Source organism: Betaproteobacteria bacterium, from assembly GCA_016720855.1.
Lineage (GTDB): Bacteria > Pseudomonadota > Gammaproteobacteria > Burkholderiales > Usitatibacteraceae > FEB-7.
In genome coordinates this window covers 616854-635130 of record JADKJU010000003.1, presented here as the reverse complement: position 1 = coordinate 635130, position 18277 = coordinate 616854, and the positions used below count along the sequence as shown (strand labels likewise).

The 18277-nt window shown below is 67.6% G+C and carries 23 protein-coding genes; 16 read left to right on the top strand and 7 right to left on the bottom strand.

The window, feature by feature from the left end; all coding sequences use genetic code 11:
- Positions 1 to 61: 61 nt before the first annotated feature.
- The 9 genes from IPP91_16655 (at position 62) to IPP91_16615 (ending at position 7290) form a co-directional block, all read left to right on the top strand.
- Entirely contained in the window at positions 62 to 925 is an 864-nt protein-coding gene (locus tag IPP91_16655; GenBank protein MBL0143686.1) for a prepilin peptidase, read from the top strand.
- Entirely contained in the window at positions 922 to 1527 is a 606-nt protein-coding gene (locus IPP91_16650) for a dephospho-CoA kinase (protein ID MBL0143685.1), read from the top strand. The genes IPP91_16655 and IPP91_16650 overlap by 4 nt, the downstream gene beginning before the upstream one ends.
- Before the next feature lie 88 nt (positions 1528 to 1615).
- On the top strand, positions 1616 to 2371 hold the full coding sequence (zapD, locus tag IPP91_16645) for a cell division protein ZapD (protein ID MBL0143684.1): 756 nt from the start codon (positions 1616 to 1618) through the stop codon (positions 2369 to 2371).
- Complete coding sequence (locus tag IPP91_16640) at positions 2368 to 2604, top strand: DNA gyrase inhibitor YacG (protein ID MBL0143683.1); 237 nt, start codon at positions 2368 to 2370, stop codon at positions 2602 to 2604. The genes zapD and IPP91_16640 overlap by 4 nt, the downstream gene beginning before the upstream one ends.
- A 158-nt stretch (positions 2605 to 2762) precedes the next feature.
- Positions 2763 to 3929: a cytochrome c oxidase subunit II gene (gene coxB / locus IPP91_16635; protein MBL0143682.1), complete on the top strand. Its 1167-nt coding sequence runs from the start codon at positions 2763 to 2765 to the stop codon at positions 3927 to 3929.
- A gap of 36 nt (positions 3930 to 3965) precedes the next feature.
- Entirely contained in the window at positions 3966 to 5561 is a 1596-nt protein-coding gene (gene ctaD, locus IPP91_16630; GenBank protein MBL0143681.1) for a cytochrome c oxidase subunit I, read from the top strand.
- Positions 5562 to 5694: 133 nt separating this feature from the next.
- A complete protein-coding gene (locus IPP91_16625) occupies positions 5695 to 6225 on the top strand; it encodes a cytochrome c oxidase assembly protein (protein MBL0143680.1) in 531 nt (176 codons plus the stop codon).
- On the top strand, positions 6222 to 6395 hold the full coding sequence (locus tag IPP91_16620; protein MBL0143679.1) for a DUF2970 domain-containing protein: 174 nt from the start codon (positions 6222 to 6224) through the stop codon (positions 6393 to 6395). The genes IPP91_16625 and IPP91_16620 overlap by 4 nt, the downstream gene beginning before the upstream one ends.
- A 43-nt stretch (positions 6396 to 6438) precedes the next feature.
- The gene (locus tag IPP91_16615; GenBank protein MBL0143678.1) at positions 6439 to 7290 is read left to right on the top strand and encodes a cytochrome c oxidase subunit 3; all 852 of its coding nucleotides are present in this window, start codon (positions 6439 to 6441) and stop codon (positions 7288 to 7290) included.
- A gap of 90 nt (positions 7291 to 7380) precedes the next feature.
- On the opposite strand, the gene IPP91_16610 is transcribed toward IPP91_16615, so the two are convergent.
- Positions 7381 to 7578, bottom strand: coding sequence for a twin transmembrane helix small protein (locus IPP91_16610; protein ID MBL0143677.1), 198 nt, complete (start codon positions 7576 to 7578; stop codon positions 7381 to 7383).
- Positions 7579 to 7644: 66 nt separating this feature from the next.
- On the opposite strand from IPP91_16610, the gene IPP91_16605 reads away from it, so the two are divergent.
- The 4 genes from IPP91_16605 to IPP91_16590 all read left to right on the top strand — a co-directional run bounded on the left by IPP91_16605 (position 7645) and on the right by IPP91_16590 (position 10521).
- Positions 7645 to 8355: an SURF1 family protein gene (locus IPP91_16605; GenBank protein MBL0143676.1), complete on the top strand. Its 711-nt coding sequence runs from the start codon at positions 7645 to 7647 to the stop codon at positions 8353 to 8355.
- Entirely contained in the window at positions 8352 to 8912 is a 561-nt protein-coding gene (locus tag IPP91_16600) for an SCO family protein (GenBank protein ID MBL0143675.1), read from the top strand. Before IPP91_16605 ends, IPP91_16600 begins: the two co-directional genes overlap by 4 nt.
- Before the next feature lie 110 nt (positions 8913 to 9022).
- Entirely contained in the window at positions 9023 to 9925 is a 903-nt protein-coding gene (locus IPP91_16595) for a protoheme IX farnesyltransferase (protein MBL0143674.1), read from the top strand.
- Positions 9926 to 9939: 14 nt separating this feature from the next.
- A complete protein-coding gene (locus tag IPP91_16590; protein ID MBL0143673.1) occupies positions 9940 to 10521 on the top strand; it encodes an SCO family protein in 582 nt (193 codons plus the stop codon).
- Positions 10522 to 10548: 27 nt separating this feature from the next.
- On the opposite strand, the gene rpoH is transcribed toward IPP91_16590, so the two are convergent.
- The 4 genes from rpoH to ftsY all read right to left on the bottom strand — a co-directional run bounded on the left by rpoH (position 10549) and on the right by ftsY (position 13984).
- A complete protein-coding gene (rpoH, locus tag IPP91_16585; GenBank protein ID MBL0143672.1) occupies positions 10549 to 11400 on the bottom strand; it encodes an RNA polymerase sigma factor RpoH in 852 nt (283 codons plus the stop codon).
- Between the two features lie 66 nt (positions 11401 to 11466).
- Positions 11467 to 12378, bottom strand: coding sequence for an ABC transporter permease (locus IPP91_16580; protein MBL0143671.1), 912 nt, complete (start codon positions 12376 to 12378; stop codon positions 11467 to 11469).
- Positions 12375 to 13040 carry an ATP-binding cassette domain-containing protein gene (locus tag IPP91_16575; GenBank protein MBL0143670.1) on the bottom strand — a complete coding sequence of 222 codons (666 nt, stop codon included), beginning with the start codon at positions 13038 to 13040 and terminating at the stop codon, positions 12375 to 12377. Before IPP91_16575 ends, IPP91_16580 begins: the two co-directional genes overlap by 4 nt.
- Positions 13037 to 13984, bottom strand: coding sequence for a signal recognition particle-docking protein FtsY (gene ftsY, locus IPP91_16570; protein MBL0143669.1), 948 nt, complete (start codon positions 13982 to 13984; stop codon positions 13037 to 13039). The genes IPP91_16575 and ftsY overlap by 4 nt, the downstream gene beginning before the upstream one ends.
- A 64-nt stretch (positions 13985 to 14048) precedes the next feature.
- Here ftsY and rsmD point away from each other — a divergent pair, with 64 nt between their 5' ends.
- From rsmD to IPP91_16555, 3 genes are read left to right on the top strand one after another with little or no spacing between them, the layout of a single operon-like run.
- Positions 14049 to 14684 (top strand): 16S rRNA (guanine(966)-N(2))-methyltransferase RsmD, encoded by a 636-nt coding sequence (gene rsmD, locus IPP91_16565; GenBank protein MBL0143668.1) that lies wholly within the window; start codon positions 14049 to 14051, stop codon positions 14682 to 14684.
- On the top strand, positions 14681 to 15181 hold the full coding sequence (gene coaD, locus IPP91_16560) for a pantetheine-phosphate adenylyltransferase (protein MBL0143667.1): 501 nt from the start codon (positions 14681 to 14683) through the stop codon (positions 15179 to 15181). The genes rsmD and coaD overlap by 4 nt, the downstream gene beginning before the upstream one ends.
- 10 nt (positions 15182 to 15191) lie before the next feature.
- Positions 15192 to 15461, top strand: coding sequence for a YfhL family 4Fe-4S dicluster ferredoxin (locus IPP91_16555; protein ID MBL0143666.1), 270 nt, complete (start codon positions 15192 to 15194; stop codon positions 15459 to 15461).
- Here IPP91_16555 and IPP91_16550 read toward each other — a convergent pair.
- Entirely contained in the window at positions 15458 to 17389 is a 1932-nt protein-coding gene (locus tag IPP91_16550; GenBank protein ID MBL0143665.1) for a dynamin family protein, read from the bottom strand. The two genes, IPP91_16555 and IPP91_16550, sit on opposite strands and share 4 nt — an antisense overlap.
- 17 nt (positions 17390 to 17406) lie before the next feature.
- Positions 17407 to 18219: a bifunctional DNA-formamidopyrimidine glycosylase/DNA-(apurinic or apyrimidinic site) lyase gene (gene mutM, locus IPP91_16545; GenBank protein MBL0143664.1), complete on the bottom strand. Its 813-nt coding sequence runs from the start codon at positions 18217 to 18219 to the stop codon at positions 17407 to 17409.
- Between the last annotated feature and the right edge of the window lie 58 nt (positions 18220 to 18277).

The window sequence follows — 18277 nt, the reverse complement described above, 5'->3', positions numbered from 1 at the left end:
CGGACGATGCAACGGGCGCGGAAAGCGATTTCCGCGCCCGCTTTCTTTTGAGCGGATGACGATGGATCTTTCCCTGCTGCAGTCCTCCCCCGCGCTCCTGGCGATCGCCACGGGCCTGCTCGGGCTCACCGTGGGCTCGTTCCTCAACGTGGTGATCCACCGGTTGCCGGTCATGATGCAGGCGGAGTGGCGCGCGGACTGCGCGGAATTCGAGGGCAGGGAGGTCGCGCCGGCCGAAAAGCTGGACCTCGTCACGCCGCGCTCGCGATGCCCCTCCTGCGGGACGCCGATCACCGCGCTGCAGAACATCCCGCTCGCCAGCTGGATCGCGCTGGGGGGAAAGTGCGCCGCGTGCAAGGCGCCCATCAGCGTGCGCTACCCGCTGGTCGAACTCTTCACCGGCCTTGCTTCCGCCTTCCTCGCCTGGCGCTTCGGCTGGGGGCCGGCGCTTGCGGCGGCGCTTGTCTTCACCTGGGCGCTCATCGCGGCCGCGGCCATCGACCTGGATACCCAGCTCCTGCCCGACCGCATCACGCTGCCCCTCCTGTGGCTGGGGCTGCTCGTGAACGTCTTCGGGCTGTTCGTGGACCTGCGTTCCGCGGTGCTGGGGGCCGCCGCCGGCTACCTGCTGCTGTGGAGCGTTTACTGGGGGTTCAAGCTCCTGGCCGGCAAGGAAGGCATGGGCTTCGGCGACTTCAAGCTGCTGGCCGCTCTCGGGGCCTGGACGGGATGGCAGACCCTGCCGCTCATCCTGCTGGTGTCGGCTGGGGCAGGCGCCATCATCGGGGTCGCCATGATCTGGCTTGCGGGCAAGGGGCGCGATGCCCGCATCCCGTTCGGGCCGTACCTCGCCGCGGGCGGGCTAGTGGCGCTTTTCTGGGGCCGCGAGGCGGTCATTGCGTACCTCGGTCGGTTCCCGGCGTGAAGCTTCCGGTCGGGCTCACGGGAGGAATCGGCTCGGGCAAATCCACGGCTGCCGGAATCCTCGCCAAGCTGGGAGCCGCGGTGATCGACGCCGACGAAATCTCGCGCGGCCTCACGGCGGCCCGCGGGGCGGCGCTTGATTCCCTTCGCGACGCCTTCGGCGAAACACTGGTCCCGCCCGGCGGCGCCCTCGACCGCGCGGCGATGCGCAAGCTGGCTTTCTCCGACCCCGCGGCCCGCGCCCGGCTGGAAGCGATCCTGCATCCGCTCATCCGAGAGGAGTCGGCCCGGCAGCTCGCGCAGGCCACCGGCCCGTACGCGATTCTCGCGGTGCCCCTGCTTCTCGAATCGGGTTCCCACGCCGGCCGCGTCGACCGCGTCGTCGTGATGGACCTGGACGAGGAGATCCAGGTCCGGCGCACGGTCGCCCGCTCGGGGCTCTCGCCTGCCGAGGTCCGTGCCATCATGGCGACCCAGTGGCCGCGCTGGCGGCGGCTGCAGTCGGCCGACGAGGTGCTCTGGAACGGCGGCGACGTCGCTGCGCTCCAGGCGCAATGCGAGCGCCTGCACGCGCGGCTTTGCGCGGCGGGCGAACCCCGGTGAAACACGGTCATTTGTCAAGGATGGGACGGATGCCCCACAATCCTGCGATCCCGAAAGTCGTCCCGTCACCCAGGGGCTCCGCGCGGCCGTGATCATCTACGAATATCCCCTGAACGAACGCGTGCGCACGCTGCTTCGGCTCGAGGATCTCTACGAGCGCGTGCATTTCTTCCTGCAGCATGACAGCGCGCACGATCACCACGCCTGCCTGACCGGAATCTTCGAGATCATCGAGGTGGCGAGCCGCGCCGACCTGAAGAGCGACCTGCTCCAGGAACTGGACCGCCAGCGCACCTTTCTCGACGCCCTGCGTGCCAACCCGGCGATTTCCGAGGAAAAGCTCGACCACATCCTCACGGAGATCGACCGCACCTTCTCGAACCTGCACGGCCTGTCCGGCAAGACCGGCCAGAACCTGCGCGAGAACGAGTGGCTGATGGCGATCAAGCAGCGGGCCGGCATCCCCGGCGGCACGAGTGAATTCGACCTGCCCTCCTACCACTACTGGATGAACCGGCCTCCGGATGCGCGTCGTGCCGATCTCATGGGGTGGATCCGCCCCATCGATCCGGTGCACGCGGCCCTGTCCATCGTGCTGAAGGTGCTTCGCGAGAGCGGCCGCACCTCTTCCCTTGTCGCAACCCAGGGCGTGTTCCAGCAGGGCCCGGGCGAAAAGCCGGCCCAGATGCTTCGCCTCTGGCTGCCCGTGGCGCTGGCCTGCGTGCCCGAGATCAGCGCCAACAAGTACGCGCTCAACATCCGCTTCCTCGTTCCGGAAGGGGTGCAGAAGAGCCGGGTGTTCGAGCACGACGTGGCCTTCGACCTCGCCTTCTGCAACCTGTGAGCGGCGCACCCGAGCGGCCCGCGAGGCTCGTCAACTGCCCCCGTTGCGGCGTGCCTGCCGCATACTCCCCCGCCAATCCCTGGCGACCCTTCTGCTCGGAGCGTTGCCGCCAGATCGACCTGGGCGCCTGGGCCTCGGAGGCCTACCGGATACCCCTCAAGGCAGAGCATCCGGACACGCCCGCCACCGACAGTGACGGCGACGAAGGGCCGGGTTCAGGTACCCCCCGGTAGGAAGGTATCTTTGCGCTGGATCAAGGTCATCGGCTAGAATTCGCGGCTGCCTTCCCGGCGCCTGCCCGCCTTGACTGCGACAACGGGCCGCGGAACTTGGCCGCCGGCTGCCGGCGACCTGGACCTGACTTGAAAAGACGGAAAACATGGGCCTCGACATGCTTCGCAATACCTTCCGAAACGCCGTCCTGTCCGCCGCGCTTGCGACGGCCGCCACGGCGAACGCCGCCTACGACGTCGACATCCTCCCGCCGGCCTCTCCGATCGCCCGCCAGATCTACGACCTGCACTGGGCCATCCTCTGGGTTTGCGTGGCGATCTTCGTTCTCGTCTTCGGCGCGATGTTCTATTCGGTGTTCAAGCACCGCAAGGCCGCGGGCGCGAAGGCGGCCCAGTTCCACGAGAACACGACCGTCGAGATCATCTGGACGGTGATCCCGTTCCTCATCCTCATCGGCATGGCCTATCCCGCGACCAAGACGGTGCTGGAGATGAAGGATGCCTCCAACCCGGACCTCACCATCAAGGTGACGGCCTACCAGTGGGCGTGGGAGTACGACTATCTCCAGGACGGGGTGAAATTCAACTCGCTGCTCGCGACCCCGCGCTCGCAGATCGAGGAGTGGGAGAAGAAGGGCGACAAGAAGAACGCCGACTACCTCCTCGAGGTGAACAACCCGATGGTGGTGCCGGTCGGCAAGAAAGTGCGCCTCCTCATCACGTCCAACGACGTGATCCACGGCTGGTACGTCCCGCAGCTCGGCGTGAACCAGTACGGCATCCCCGGCTTCGTGAAGGACACCTGGTTCACGGCGGACAAGCCGGGCAGGTACCGCGGCCAGTGCAGCCAGATCTGCGGCAAGGAGCACGGCTACATGCCCATCGTGGTGATCGCCAAGACCCCCGATGAGTATGCCGCGTGGGTGAAGGAACAGAAGGCGAAGATGCCGCAGGCCGAGGCGGCGCATGCCGCCGTTGCGGCCGCGGCCGTCCCCGCGGACGACCCCAACAAGAAGTGGACGGCCGATGAGCTGAAGGCGAACGGGGAGAAGGTCTTCGCCGCCAACTGCGTGGCCTGTCACCAGGTCACGGGCAAGGGACTGCCGCCGGCCTTCCCGCCCCTCGACGGCTCCAAGGTGGTGACGGGACCGAAGGCCGCCCAGCTGGCGCTCGTGCTCCACGGCAAGCCGAACACGGCGATGGCCTCCTTCGCGCGCCTTTCCGACAGCGAGCTCGCCTCGGTCATCACCTACACGCGCAATGCCTGGGGCAACAAGACAGGCGAGGCCATCCAGCCTGCCGAGGTCAAGGCCGCCCGCAAGTAGCCCCACCCAACGGATTCAAGAAATCGGAGTTCCGAAATGAGCGCAGCTGCCCCCGCCCACGACCACCACGACGACCACGCGCACGACCACGCCCATCCCGCCGGGCTCAAGCGCTGGCTCTTCACGACGAACCACAAGGACATCGGTACGCTGTACCTGTGGTTCTCGTTCGCGATGTTCCTCACCGGCGGCGTGATGGCCCTGCTCATCCGCGCCGAGCTCTTCCAGCCGGGGCTCCAGTTCCTGAACCCGGAGTTCTTCAACTCCCTGACCACCGTGCACGGCCTGGTGATGGTATTTGGCGCGATCATGCCGGCGTGGGTGGGGTTCGCGAACTGGCTCATCCCGATGCAGATCGGGGCGGCCGACATGGCCTTCCCGCGCATGAACAACTGGAGCTTCTGGCTCGTGGTGCCGGCGGCGATCCTGCTGGTGTCCTCGTTCTTCGTCCCCGGCGGCGCGGCCGCCTCGGGCTGGACGCTCTATCCCCCGCTCATCATCCAACAGGGCATCTCGGTCGACATGACGATCCTGGCAGTGCACATCCTGGGCGCGTCCTCGATCATGGGCTCGATCAACATCATCACCACGATCCTGAACCTGCGCGCGCCGGGCATGACCCTCATGAAGATGCCGCTCTTCGTGTGGACCTGGCTCATCACCGCGTACCTGCTCATCGCCGTGATGCCGGTGCTCGCCGGTTCCGTGACGATGCTTCTCACCGACCGCCACTTCGGCACGTCGTTCTTCAACGCGGCCGGCGGCGGCGACCCCACGATGTTCATGCACATCTTCTGGTTCTTCGGGCACCCCGAGGTCTACATCATGATCCTGCCGGCTTTCGGCGTGATCTCGGCGATCATCCCGGCGTTCGCGAGGAAACCCCTCTTCGGCTACGCCTCGATGGTGTACGCCACGGCCTCGATCGCGATCCTGTCCTTCATCGTTTGGGGCCACCACATGTTCACCGTGGGCATGCCCGCGGCGGGACAGCTCTTCTTCATGTACGCGACGATGCTCATCGCCGTGCCCACGGGCGTGAAGATCTTCAACTGGATCGCCACGATGTGGCAGGGCTCGATGACCTTCGAGACGCCGATGCTCTTCTCGATCGGGTTCCTGTGCCTGTTCGCGATCGGCGGCTTTTCCGGCCTCGTGCTCGCCATCACACCGGTGGACATCACGATCCACAACACCTACTACGTGGTGGCGCACTTCCACTACGTGCTGGTCTCGGGCGCGCTCTTCGCGATCTTCGCGGGCGTGTACTTCTGGCTCCCGAAGTGGACGGGCCACATGTACCACGAAGGCCTGGGCAAGCTGCATTTCTGGCTGTCGGTGATCGGATTCAACGTCGCCTTCTTCCCGCAGCACTTCCTCGGGCTCGCGGGCATGCCCCGGCGCATTCCCGACTACGCGCTGCAGTTCGCGGAGTGGAACATGGTGTCCTCGATCGGCGCGTTCATCTTCGGGTTCTCGCAGCTGCTCTTCCTCTACATCGTGATCGAGTGCATCCGCTCGGACCGCAAGGCGGCGGACAACCCGTGGGAAGGCGCCGACACGCTCGAGTGGACGCACCTGCCGAGCCCGGCGCCGTACCACACGTTCGAGACGGCTCCGGTCGTCAAGTGAACGCGCCGCACGCCATGGCCGAGGGACACAAGCCCACCCCGGGGCAGAAGCGCAATGCCGTGGTCACGGCCGTCGTGCTCGCCGCGCTGGTGGCGGCCATCTACCTCACCTACGTGCTCAAGTTCACCGGTTGATGGACGCCACCCTCGACGCCCGCAACCGCCAGATGATGGGGAAGCTCCTCGTCATCGCGGTGACGATGCTCGGCTTCGGCTTCGCGATGGTGCCGATGTACCGGCAGTTCTGCGACGCGGTGGGCATCACGCAGGGCCGCGTGGTGGGCAGCGCCAACACGCAGGTGGACGCGAGCCGCTCCGTGACGGTGGAGCTGGTGGCCTCGAGCGCGGGGCTGCCGTGGCGCTTCGAGGCGCTCGAGCCGGAGGTGAAGCTGCACCCCGGGCAGCTCGTCACGGTGAGCTACCGGGTCGTGAACACGCTCGGCCGGCCGGTGACTGCGCACGCGATCATGAACGCGGCGCCGGCGAATGCCGCCCAGTACATCGAGAAACAGGCCTGCTTCTGCTTCTCCAACCAGACGCTCGCGGCAGGTGAGGAGAAGGTGATGCCCGTCGTGTTCCTCGTGAGCCCGAAGGCCCCGAAGGACATGACGACGATCTCGCTTTCGTACACTTTCTTCGAGCAGCCGGCGGGTAGCGCGACATGATGGACGCCTTCAAGGCGGTCTTCTGGAGCTTCTTCGGCATCAGGAAGAAGGCGGAGTACGACAAGGACGCCAAGCGCATCACGCCGCAGGCGGTGATCGCAGCGGGAGTCGTCTCGGCGCTGATCCTCGTGCTCGCCCTCCTCGGTCTCGTGAAGCTCGTCACGCGGTAGGCAGGCAACGGTTTCGATTCGGGAATTCCAAGGGAGTCATATCGTGGGCAACGCACAACCTGGCGGCTACTACTTCGCACCCCCGTCGCACTGGCCGATCGTGGGATCGATCGCGCTCCTGCTGATGGCCATCGGCGGGGTCCTCCTCATGAACAGCATCGGCTCGGGATGGACGCCGTTCGGGGTCGGTATCGCGATCCTGATCTACATGCTCTTCGGATGGTTCGGCACCGTGATCCGTGAAAGCCAGGCGGGCCTGTTCAACAAGCAGGTGGACATGTCCTTCCGCTGGAGCATGAGCTGGTTCATCTTCTCGGAAGTGATGTTCTTCGCCGCGTTCTTCGGCGCGCTCTTCTACGCGCGGGTGTACTCGCTGCCGTGGCTGGGAGACGCGGACAACAAGCTCCTGTGGCCCGATTTCCGCGCGCAGTGGCCCTCGGCCGGCCCGTACCTGCCGCCGCAGTTCTCGCCGATGCACGCCTGGGGCATCCCGGCACTCAACACCTTCCTGCTGCTCTCCTCGGGCGTGACGGTGACCTTCGCGCACTGGGCGCTCAGGATGGGGAACCGCAAGGGCCTCATCCTCGGGCTTCTCGCCACCGTGGTGCTGGGCTTCACGTTCCTGGGGTTCCAGATCTACGAATACGTCCATGCCTACGCCGAGCTGAATCTCAAGCTCACCACGGGCGTGTTCGGCTCGACCTTCTTCATGCTCACGGGCTTCCACGGCTTTCACGTGACCCTGGGCGCGGTGATGCTCACCGTGATCCTGGTTCGCGCGATGAAGGGCCACTTCACGGCCGAGCACCACTTCGCCTTCGAGGCGGTGGCCTGGTACTGGCACTTCGTCGATGTGGTCTGGCTGCTGCTCTTCATCTTCGTGTACTGGGTGTAGCGCCCGCGCGGGACGCCGCCGCGACAGCAAGGAAAAAGGGGACAGACCCCATTTCCCCTGATTCGGGGAAATGGGGTCTGTCCCCTTTTTCTACAGCCGCCCGCCCGGAACCAGCCCGAAGTAATACGATCCGATGAGTATCAGGAATACCGTGAGCGAGAGCACGATGCGGATGGTGAGGGAGACCACCGCGCGGTTCGAGTCCCCCTTGTCCTTGTAAACGAAGTACAGGCCCGAGAACAGGCTCGCGACAATGGCGAGAAGCAACAGGATGACGACGATCTTCATGGCGGGAATCCGCGCGGGAACCGCCCGCGAGCGCCTATTTTACGCGCCTCGGTGCAGGGCGCCCCGGTGAGGATCGCGGGTTTCGTCTTTGCGCCGCGCCTTGTTCCCACGGTGGCGGCCCTGGCGATGATCGCCCTCACGATATCGCTCGGCCGGTGGCAGGCGAGCCGCGCCGAGGAGAAGACGCAGCGCCAGGCGCTCCTCGATGCACGCGTCGCGGGAGCCCCGGTTCGGCTCACGGGAATGGTGCGCGCCGCCGATGAGCTCCTGTTCCGGCGCGTGCGGGTGGAGGGACGCTATCTCCCCGAGGGGCAGATCTTCGTGGACAACCGGATCCACGGAGGCCGAGCCGGGTTCCACGTGATGACGCCCCTCGCGATCGGGGACGGCGGCGCGCTCGTGCTCGTGAACCGCGGCTGGGTCGCCCGATCCGCCGCCTATCCCGCGCCGCCCGAGGTCCCCGTCCCGGCAGGCGACCAGACGGTTCAGGGGCTCGCGACGGTGCCGCCGGCCCGCGTTCTCGAACTCTCGGCGGAGACGGTTTCAGGCACGGTGTGGCAGAACCTCTCGATCGAGCGCTACGCCTCCCGCGCGAAGCGCGACGTGCTGCCGGTGGAGATCCTGGCTTCGCCGCCCGGAGCCGGGCTCGTCGCGGTCGAGGAGACGCCCGATGCGGGAATCGCCAAGCACCGCGAATATTCCCTCACGTGGTTCGCACTCGCCGCGACCGTGGCGGCGCTCTGGGTGGCCGTCAACCTGCGAAAGGCTGCGCCGTGATCGGCAGCGCGCGCTTGAAGCTGCTGGCGATCATGGCGCTCTTCGCGGCGCCCATCGCGGCCTCGATGCTCGCCTATCACTTCTTCCGGCCCGAGGCGACCGCCAATTACGGGGAGCTCCTCGCGCCTCCGCCACCGATCACCACGACGCAGTTCCTGCGCGCGGACGGCGCCGCCTTCCGGTTCGAGGAGCTGCGCGGCAAGTGGGTGCTCATCGCCTCCGATTCCGGGGCGTGCCCGGAGTCGTGCGTCGCCAAGCTCGTTCTGATGCGGCAGATTCGCCTCATGCTCGGCCGCAACGCTGCCCGCGTGGCGCGCGTCTTTGTCGCCGACGACACGCGGCCGCTGGCGCCCGAGGCGCTGGAGCCCTACGCGGGCACGGTGGCCATCACGCCGCCCTCCGGCCTGGCGTTGCCAACCGCCCCGGTCAACGACCGCGCGCACTTCTACCTCGTGGATCCGCGGGGCAATGTGATGATGCGGTTTCCCGCCAACGCCGAACCGCGGCGGATGCTCAAGGACCTGGAGCGGCTCCTCAAGGCTTCCCAGATCGGCTAGGGCTCCCACGCCGCGCCATGCCCGGGGACGGATGCCCGGACGGTATAATCACCGACCCGCTACGAAGGGCGAACAGGGGCGATGCCAGCCATGCGACAGGGAATTCATCGATGACGGCGCACGCGATACCGGGCGTGACGGACGTTCTGGGCCAGTTCTGGCGCCTGACGAAGCCGCGCGTCGTGTCGCTCATCGTCTTCACCGCGGTGATCGGCATGCTGCTCGCGGCGCCGGGGCTGCCGCCCGCATTGCCCACACTCTTCGGCACGGTGGGCATCGCCCTCGTGGCGGGCGCGGCGGCGGCGTTCAACTGCCTTGTCGAGCAGAAGCTGGATGCCGTGATGGCGCGCACGCGGGGAAGGCCCACGGTGATCGGCTCGATCACCACGGCGCAGATCCTCCTCATGTCCGGCGCCGTCGGCGGCCTCGGACTTGCCATCCTCTGGCACGCGGTCAACCCGCTCACGATGTGGCTCACGCTTGCCACGTTCGTGGGCTATGCGATCGTGTACACCGTGATACTCAAGCCGGCGACGCCGCAGAACATCGTGATCGGCGGCGCCTCGGGGGCGATGCCGCCGGTGCTGGGCTGGGCCGCGATCACTGGCGACGTACCGTATCAGCCGCTGCTGCTCTTCCTCATCATTTTCGCGTGGACGCCGCCGCACTTCTGGGCGCTCGCCCTCTACCGGCGCCGGGAGTACGAGCACGCCGGCATCCCGATGCTTCCCGTCACCCACGGCGAGGAGTACACGCGGTTGCACCTGCTGCTCTACACGCTGATCATGGTGGCGACGACCCTGCTGCCCTTCGCGACCGGGATGTCCGGGCTCTTCTACCTGGGCTCGGCGCTGGTGCTCGATGCGGTCTTCCTCGTCTATGCCGTGGCGATCTACGTGACCTACACCGACTCGCTGGCGAAGCGCACCTTCAGCTATTCGATCTTCTACCTGGCCATGCTGTTCGCGGCGCTGATGGTCGATCATTACCTGCCGTGGCTGCCGTGGCCGTGACGAAGCGCCGCGAAATCCTCGGCCTGGCGCTGGCGTCCCTGGTGGCCGCCGGATGCGACAAGCTCCTGCCCTGGCAGGCGACGCCCTTCCACGGCGTGGACATCACCGGCTCCGACCTCGGTCCCGACTTCCGCCTGACCGACCACGACGGCAAGGAGCGCACGCTCGCCGATTTTCGCGGCAAGGTCGTCGCGCTCTTCTTCGGCTACACCCATTGTCCGGATGTCTGCCCGACGACGCTCTCGGACATGGCGAACGCGTTGCGGGCGCTCGGGCCCGATGCCCAGCGCGTGCAGGTGCTGTTCGTGACCGTGGATCCAAGGCGGGACACCCCGGAGCTCCTGAAGAACTACGTGCCCGCGTTCAACCCCACGTTCCTGGGGCTCTACGGGGACGCCGCAGCGACGGCGAAGGTCACGAAGGATTTCAAGATCTACGCGGCCGAGCGGCCGGGGAAGACGCCGGAGTCGTACACGGTCGACCATTCGGCGCAGACGCTCGTCTTCGACACGAATGGGCGGCTGCGCCTCATGCTTCCATATGGGGCTCCCGCCGACAGGATCGCCTCGGACCTGAAGATCCTGCTCAACTCCTGAGTAAAAAAGGGGACTGTCCCCTTTTTTCTAGCGAAGCGCGGCGAGGCTGCCCTTCATCTTCTGCAGGGCCTTCGCCTCGATCTGGCGAATGCGCTCCGCAGATACGCCGAACTCGTCCGCGAGCTCATGCAGCGTCTTCGTCTCGCCATCGGCCAGCCAGCGCGCCTCGATGATGCGGCGGCTGCGCGCGTCCAGGTTAGCCAACGCCTTCGCAAGCCCTGCTGTTTCGAGGCCTTCGGTCTGCCGGCGTTCGACGGACTCGGCAGGGCCCTCGGAGGCATCCGCCAGGAACGCGATCGGGCCCACCCGCTCTTCGCCGTCTTCCGGAGCCGGGTCGATCGACAGTTCACGGCCCTGCATGCGCTGCTCCATCTCGACGACGTCGCTTTCCTTCACCGAAAGGGTCTCGGCCATGTCACGGACCTCGCTCGGCGAGAGCGTGGCGGTCGATTTCTTCATGCTGCGCAGGTTGAAGAAGAGCTTTCTCTGCGCCTTGGTCGTGGCGACCTTGACCAGCCGCCAGTTACGCAGGATGTATTCGTGGATCTCCGCCTTGATCCAGTGGATGGCGAAGGAGGCGAGGCGCACGCCGCGGTTCGGATCGAAGCGGCGAACCGCCTTCATGAGGCCGAGGTTGCCCTCCTGGATCAGGTCGGCCTGCGGCAGGCCGTACCCCATGTAATTGCGCGCAACGGACACCACCAGCCGCAGGTGCGACAGGACCAGGTCGCGGGCCGCGGTGAGATCCTCGGTTTCGCGCAGGCGGCGTCCCAACTCCACCTCGCGCTCCACGCTGAGCAGCGGGATCGCATTTACGGCCTGGACGTAGCCCTCCAGGCTGGAAACAGGTGAAAGAACGGGCAAGGTCGCACTGGTCATTCGGTCATCCTCCTTCGCGTATTTTAGCACTCGGGGTATTTGAGTGCTAATTGCCCCCGAGGTTCCTCAAATCCGGCCCGAGAACTGCTTAAGCTCGCGCGAAACCGACAGCCAGGCGCCCGCGATTGCCAGGCTCGCCACGGCAAGTACGACCGCCATGGCGGTGGGTGTATCCAGAAAAACAACTTTGAATTCATAGGCATATGAAGAAGTGAGGGCTAGCAGCTCCGAATTGAGCCAGGCGACTACGAGCCCTGCCAGTCCCACGGCTGCCAGTCCCGCCGCCAGCCCCTGGAGGAAACCGTGATAGATGAACGGCCGCCGGACGTCTGCCGCCGTGGCGCCGATGAGCTGGCTCACTTCGATCTCGTCCTTCATCGTGAGCACCTGCAGGCGGATGAGGTGGCCGACGATGAATAGGACCGCCGCGGCAAGCATGATCGCCAGGCCGGCAAGCGCGCGCTCCGCAAACCGGGTCCAGTGCGAGATTTTCTCGGCCCACTCGAACTCGGCCGATACCTGATCGACCTTGGGGAGCTTCGACCATTCGGCCCGGGCCGCGCCCAGCCGGGCGGCGTCGCTCGTCTTCGTGCGCACGGAAAAAGCGTGCGGGAGGGGGTTGCGGTCGAGGTTTGCCAGGAGCTCCGCGAGGTGCGAGGTGGACTTGAGTTCCTCCAGCGCCGTGGTGCGCGACACGAAGCGCACGGAGGAGGTCTCCGCGTGGGCCTTGAGCGCGGCCTCGACGCGGCGCACGTCCTCGTCGGTCGCATCGAGGGCGAGAAAGACGTTCACGTGCGGGTCGGTGTCGAGCCCCATCGTCGCTCGCGACACGCTCCCCACGAGCGCCAACGCGAGAACGGGCAAGGCCACCGCCAGCGCGATGACGCCAATGGCGAGCGTGCTGGCCAGGGGCTGGGCTGCGATGCGGCGCGTGGCATCGGCGAGCGCCAGGCGATGCACGCGAAGCCAGGTCTTCATGCGGGGGTTCCGGCCACGAGCTGGCCGCCCGCGATTGCGAGCCGCCGCCCGCCGAGCTGCGCGAGCGAGGACTCGTCGTGGGTCGACAGGAGCACCGTCACGCCCACGCGGTTGAACGAAAGGAAGAGCTCGAGGATCGCGTGGGAGGAATCGGCGTCGAGGTTTCCGGTCGGCTCGTCGGCCACCAGGATCGCGGGCCGGTTCACGATCGCGCGCGCGATGCACAGCCGCTGCTGCTCGCCGCCGGAAAGCGTGATCGGCATCGCCTTCTCCTTGCCCAGGAGGCCCACCTTGTCGAGGGCTGCGCGCACGCGCCGCCCCGCGTCGTCGGCACTGGCCCCGGCGATGCGCAGCGGCAGGGCCACGTTGTCCCATGCCGGCCGGTCGAAGAGCAGCTTGTGATCCTGGAACACGAACCCGATGTGTCGCCGCAGGATGGCGAGCGCCGTCTCGCCCAGCGAAGAGAGGTTCTGGCCGTTGACCACGACGCTGCCGCGGGAGGCGCGCTCGATGCCGGAGGCCAGCTTCAGGAGCGTGGACTTTCCCGCGCCCGAGTGCCCGGTGACCACGACCAGCTCGCCCGTGCCCACCTCGAACGTCACGTCGTGCAGCGCCTCGTGCCCGCCCGGATAGCGCTTGGCGACCGCGGAGAACTGGATCATTCGAAGAGCGCGTCCACGAATTCGGCGGCGACGAAGGGACGCAGGTCCTCGGGTTTTTCCCCGATGCCGATGAAACGGATGGGCACCGGGTGCTCGCGCGCGATCGCGGCGAGGGAGCCGCCCTTCGCGGTGCCGTCGAGCTTGGTCACGATGAGCCCGGTGAGCGCGAGCGCCGCGTCGAACGCCTTCACTTGCGCCACCGCGTTCTGCCCCGTGTTGGCGTCGAGGACCAGCCAGATCTCGTGCGGTGCGGCGGGATCGGCCTTGGCGATGACGCGCTTCACCTTGCGGATCTCCTCCATGAGGTTCAGCTGCGTCGGCAGCCGCCCGGCGGTGTCGGCGAGGACCACGTCAATGCCCTTCGCGCGGGCCGACTGGATGGCGTCGAAGATGACCGCGGCGGAATCGCCCCCTTCCTGGGAGACGACGGTGACGCCGTGGCGGGCGCCCCAGGACTGCAGCTGCTCGCGCGCCGCAGCGCGAAACGTGTCGCCGGCCGCGAGCAGGACAGTGAGGCCCTGCGACTGGAAGCGCCGGGTGAGCTTGCCGATGGTGGTGGTCTTGCCGGCGCCGTTCACCCCGGCGAGCAGGATCACGAAGGGTTTGGGCATCGCGGTGGCCTGGGGCGTTTGCAGCGGCGCCAGGAGTGCTGCCAGCGCCTGTCGCAACTCGGCCTCGAGCTGCGCGCCGTCCTCCAGGCGCTTGTCGTGGGCGGCCTTGCGCAGGCAGCCGATCAGGTGCGCGGTCGCGTGCACGCCCACGTCGGCCGCGAGAAGCTGGCCTTCGAGCGCCTCGTACAGCGCCTCGTCGATCTTCGGGTGCGCCTTGAAGATGCCCGCCACCTGCTTCAGGCGCTCACCCGTGAGCGCGAGCCCGCGCTTCAGGCGGGATTTCCAGTCTGACGCGGAAGCGTCGTCCGGTTGCTTCGATCCGAGGGAGAACATGGGCTGCGGCCCGGTGCGCCGCGAGGGGAGGAGTCGCGATTATTTTACGGTATGATCGCCCGCGATGACCGCCGCGCGCCGAATCGCGAACGAGCCGAAGCCGGGCCGACCCGGCGCGAGGGTGAACCGCCTTCGCATCGTCGGCGGCCTGTGGCGCAGCCGGGTCGTGCATTTTCCCGATGCCGAAGGGCTGCGCCCCACGCCCGATCGCGTCCGCGAGACGCTCTTCAACTGGCTCGGGCAGCGGCTGCCCGGGCTGGCCTGCGTGGACCTCTTCGCGGGCAGCGGGGCGCTCGGTTTCGAGGCGAAATCGCGCGGGGCCGGCCGCGTGGTCCTCGTCGAGCGCGACCGGAAGGTGTTCGAACAGCTCAGGCGTTCGGCGCAGGAACTGGGTGCAGGCGAAGGCGTCGAGGTGGTGCTGGCCGACGCGATTACGTGGCTCGCCAGGCCCGGCGGGCGTTACGATATCGCCTTCGTGGACCCGCCCTATGCCTCGGGGCTCGCCGCGCCCGCGCTCGAGGCGCTCGAGCACAGGCTCAATCCCGGCGCAAGGGTTTACGTGGAGGCGCCCACGGCACTGCAGGCGCCGTCTTCGCGATGGACCAGGCTGCGCGAGGGCGCCGCGGGCGCCGTGAAGTTCGCGCTCTACGAATTCGCAGGGCAGGCCGGCGAGCCGGCCCGACAGGAAAACGAACCATGACCATCAAGCGCGCCGTCTATCCCGGAACCTTCGACCCGATCACGAACGGGCACGAGGATATCGTCCATCGGGCCTCGCGGCTCTTCGACGAGGTGATCGTGGGGGTCGCCCACAGCCAGGCGAAACGCCCGTTCTTCTCGCTCGAGGAGCGCGTGCGCATCGCGACGGAAATCCTCGCCGCCTACTCGAACGTGAAGGTCCTGGGGTTCGCGGGCCTGCTCTCGGAGTTCGTCCACGAGCACCAGGCCGGCGTGATCCTGCGCGGCCTGAGGGCCGTGTCGGATTTCGAGTACGAGTTCCAGCTCGCGGGCATGAACCGCACCCTGGCGCCCGGGGTGGAGACGCTCTTTCTCACGCCCTCGGACCGTTATCTCTTCCTGTCGGCGACGATCGTGCGCGAGATCGCGGTCCTTGGCGGGGACATCACCGCGTTCGTCCACCCGATCACGGCCGAGCGCATCCGCGAGAAGATCGGCCGGCCGCTCGCCGGGGAATGAAGGGCCGTCCATGGCCCTGATGATCACCGACCAATGCATCAATTGCGATGTCTGCGAGCCTGAGTGCCCCAACGGCGCCATCTCGGCGGGCGTCGAGATCTACGTGATCGACCCCGTCAAGTGCACCGAGTGCGTGGGTCATTTCGATGCGCCGCAGTGCCGCGAGGTGTGCCCCGTGGACTGCATTCCGCTCAACCCGGACTGGAAGGAATCCCAGGACGAACTGCGGGCGAAGTACGAGCGGCTGGTGGCCACCGGAACGGCCAAGGCCGCCGGCTAGCGCGGCGGGCTGAAGTCGGCCCCGCCTTCGACCTCGAGGAGCTGCGCGAGCCGCTGATCGTGCGCTTCCCACTCGCGGGTGCGCTCCCTGCATTCGCGCAGGAACCGGTTCAGGTCCTCGATGCGATCCACCAGGCCCGACTCGGCGTCCCGAACCCTCGCCATGCCCTCCGTCCGGTTGTTCGCCTGGTCCTGGAAGGCGCCCACCTGCGCCTCCAGGGGCCGGATGAACGAGTTCATCCAGGAGCGGACCTCGCGGTCCGCGATCTCGAAGACGTGGATGGACTTGAGCGCCACGGTGTCGAAGAAAAGCGCGGCGAGCGTGCGGCGTCCGCGCGTGAGCAGGCTGGAAGCGCTGCGAAAGTCGCGTGAGCAATGCTCCTCGAGCCGGTCGAGCTCGAGAAGGAACCGGTCGGTCGAGAACGGCGCCACGTCGACGGGGGACAGACCCCACGAATCGACGAACTTGCGGTTCACCGTGGCCATCATGGCCTTCACCTCGCCGATCACCTCGACGGCACGCGCGATCCGCGCGCGCATCTCGGCGAAATAGCCGTCGATGGCCTCGCTGATTCCGCCGCTGAACGGGCTCGCGAGCACGGCGCCGCGAACGCGGATGCCGCATTCGCGGGCGGAGTCGGGTTCGAGCAGCGCGGCAAGCTCGTCCGCATGGCGGTTATGGACGGCCCGCAGTCCGGTCAGCGCGGCCCGGGCGTCCTCGATGCGGGTGCGCTCGTCGGCGGCCTTGCGGCCAAGGGTATCGACCAGCTTCTGGTTCTTCCCCTGGAGCTGCCCGAGCTCGCCCACCTGCTCCTCGACGAACGAGCGGCGGCTCTCGATGAGCGTTCGCGCCTCGGTGAGGAGCGCGCGCACTTCGGCGCGTACGGAAGTCGAATGGTCCACGCGGCGCTCGTGCACGAGCCCGCGCGCCAGCGCCTGCTCGAGCCGGTACAGCCGGCTCTTCGCGAGCGCATCGCCGTCGCCCTGGATGCGCGCGACGAGCCCCTGCCGCGCGGAAAGCGGGAAGACCTGCGTCGGATCGACGTGCAGGGTCTCGGCGATTTCGCGCACCTGCCGGTCAATTTCGGAGAGGACCTGCGTTTCCGACTTGAGGCCGTCCCTCAGGCCGTCGATCTTGTTGAGGACGACGTAGCGCGTGTGCCCGAGGCCTTCCATCGGCTCGACGTGTTCGCGCCAGAGCTCGACGTCGGCGCTGGAGGGGCCGGAATCCACCGACAGCATGAACACGACGGCGTCGGCCTCCTGGAGGCGGTGCAGGGTGAGCTCGGGCTCCGCGACCAGCGCGCCCAGGCCGGGCGTGTCGAGGATCGTGAGCCCCATCGCGAGGAGCGGATGCGGGAAGTTCACGATCGCATACCGCCAGCGCGGGATCTCGACCCGCGCCCCCGCCTCGCCCTCCAGCCCGAGGTTGTGCGCTTCCGTGGCGGAGATGTACTGCGTCTCCAGGAGCACGTCGAAGGCGTCGGCGATGCTTTGCGTTCGCGTCGGGTCGAGGGCGATCTCCTTCCAGCTGCCCGCATCGGCGATGAACTCGCGAAGGGCGCGCGGGCTCTCGCGCGTCTCGATGGGCAGGAGCCGGATCGAGGGCGCGCGCGTCGGGTCGTGCAGGATCTCCGTGGGGCACATCGTCGTGCGCCCTTCGCCCGCGGGCAGCAGCCTCGCCCCGATATCGGCGAAGAACAGCGCGTTGATGAGCTCGCTCTTGCCGCGCGAGATCTCGGCCACGAACGCGATCGACAGCCGGTCGGCAGCCAGCCGGCGCTCGAGGTGGGCCAGGCGCGTGACGCTGTGCTCGTCGGCGAGGTGATTCACGAGGGCCCAGCGCCGAAGGTCCGCCAGGGCGCTGGCCATCTCCTCGCGCCACGCCTTCAGGGCCGCCAGGCTGGGCTCGAAGGCGCGATGGTCCATGATTCCGCCCTCGCCCGTCATCGCTGGCACGACGCGCAGTGGAAGGTGGAGCGGCCCGCGTGCCGCGAAGCGCGGATCGGGGATCCGCACGCCGGACACGGTTCCGATGCGCGGCCGTACACCGCGTATTCGCGCTGGAAATGCCCCGGCTCGCCGTCGCTGCCGACGAAGTCGCGCAGCGTGCTGCCGCCGGCCGCGAGCGCCCGGCGCAGCGTCGCCAGCACTTCACGGGCGAGGCAGTCGAACCGGGCACGCGAAATCCGCCCCGCGGCCCGCGACGGCAGGATGCGCGCGGCGAAGAGCGCCTCGTTCGCATAGATGTTGCCGATGCCGGTGACCACGCGGGAATCCATCAGGAACTGTTTCACCGGAACCCGGCGCCGCCTCGACTCGCGGTGCAGGAAGGCGCCGCCGAAGGCCTCGTCGAACGGCTCAACGCCGAGCCCGGCAAGCAGCTTGTGCTTCGCGGGATCGCGCATCCAGAGCACGGCGCCGAAACGGCGCGGATCGTTCAGGCGCACGATGTCGCCGCTATCGAGCGCCAGGTCCACATGGTCGTGCCGCCGCACGGGGCGGTCCCCAGGGACCACGGTCAGGGTGCCCGACATGCCCAGGTGCACGAGCAGGTGCCCGGATTCGAAATCGAAGAGAAGGTACTTGCCCCGCCGGCGGATGTCCCGCACCCGCGCCCCGCGCAGGCGCGCCGCGAGGTTCCCGGGCACGGGCCAGCGAAGGCGCGGCTCGCGAACCACGACATCGCGGATGCAGCGGCCCACGACGCGGGCAATGAGACCCAGGCGTGTCGTCTCGACTTCCGGGAGTTCCGGCATGGGGGAGGGCGTGAGGAAGTAGCAGGCGATTATAAGGCCACCGGGAGAACCGACCGCG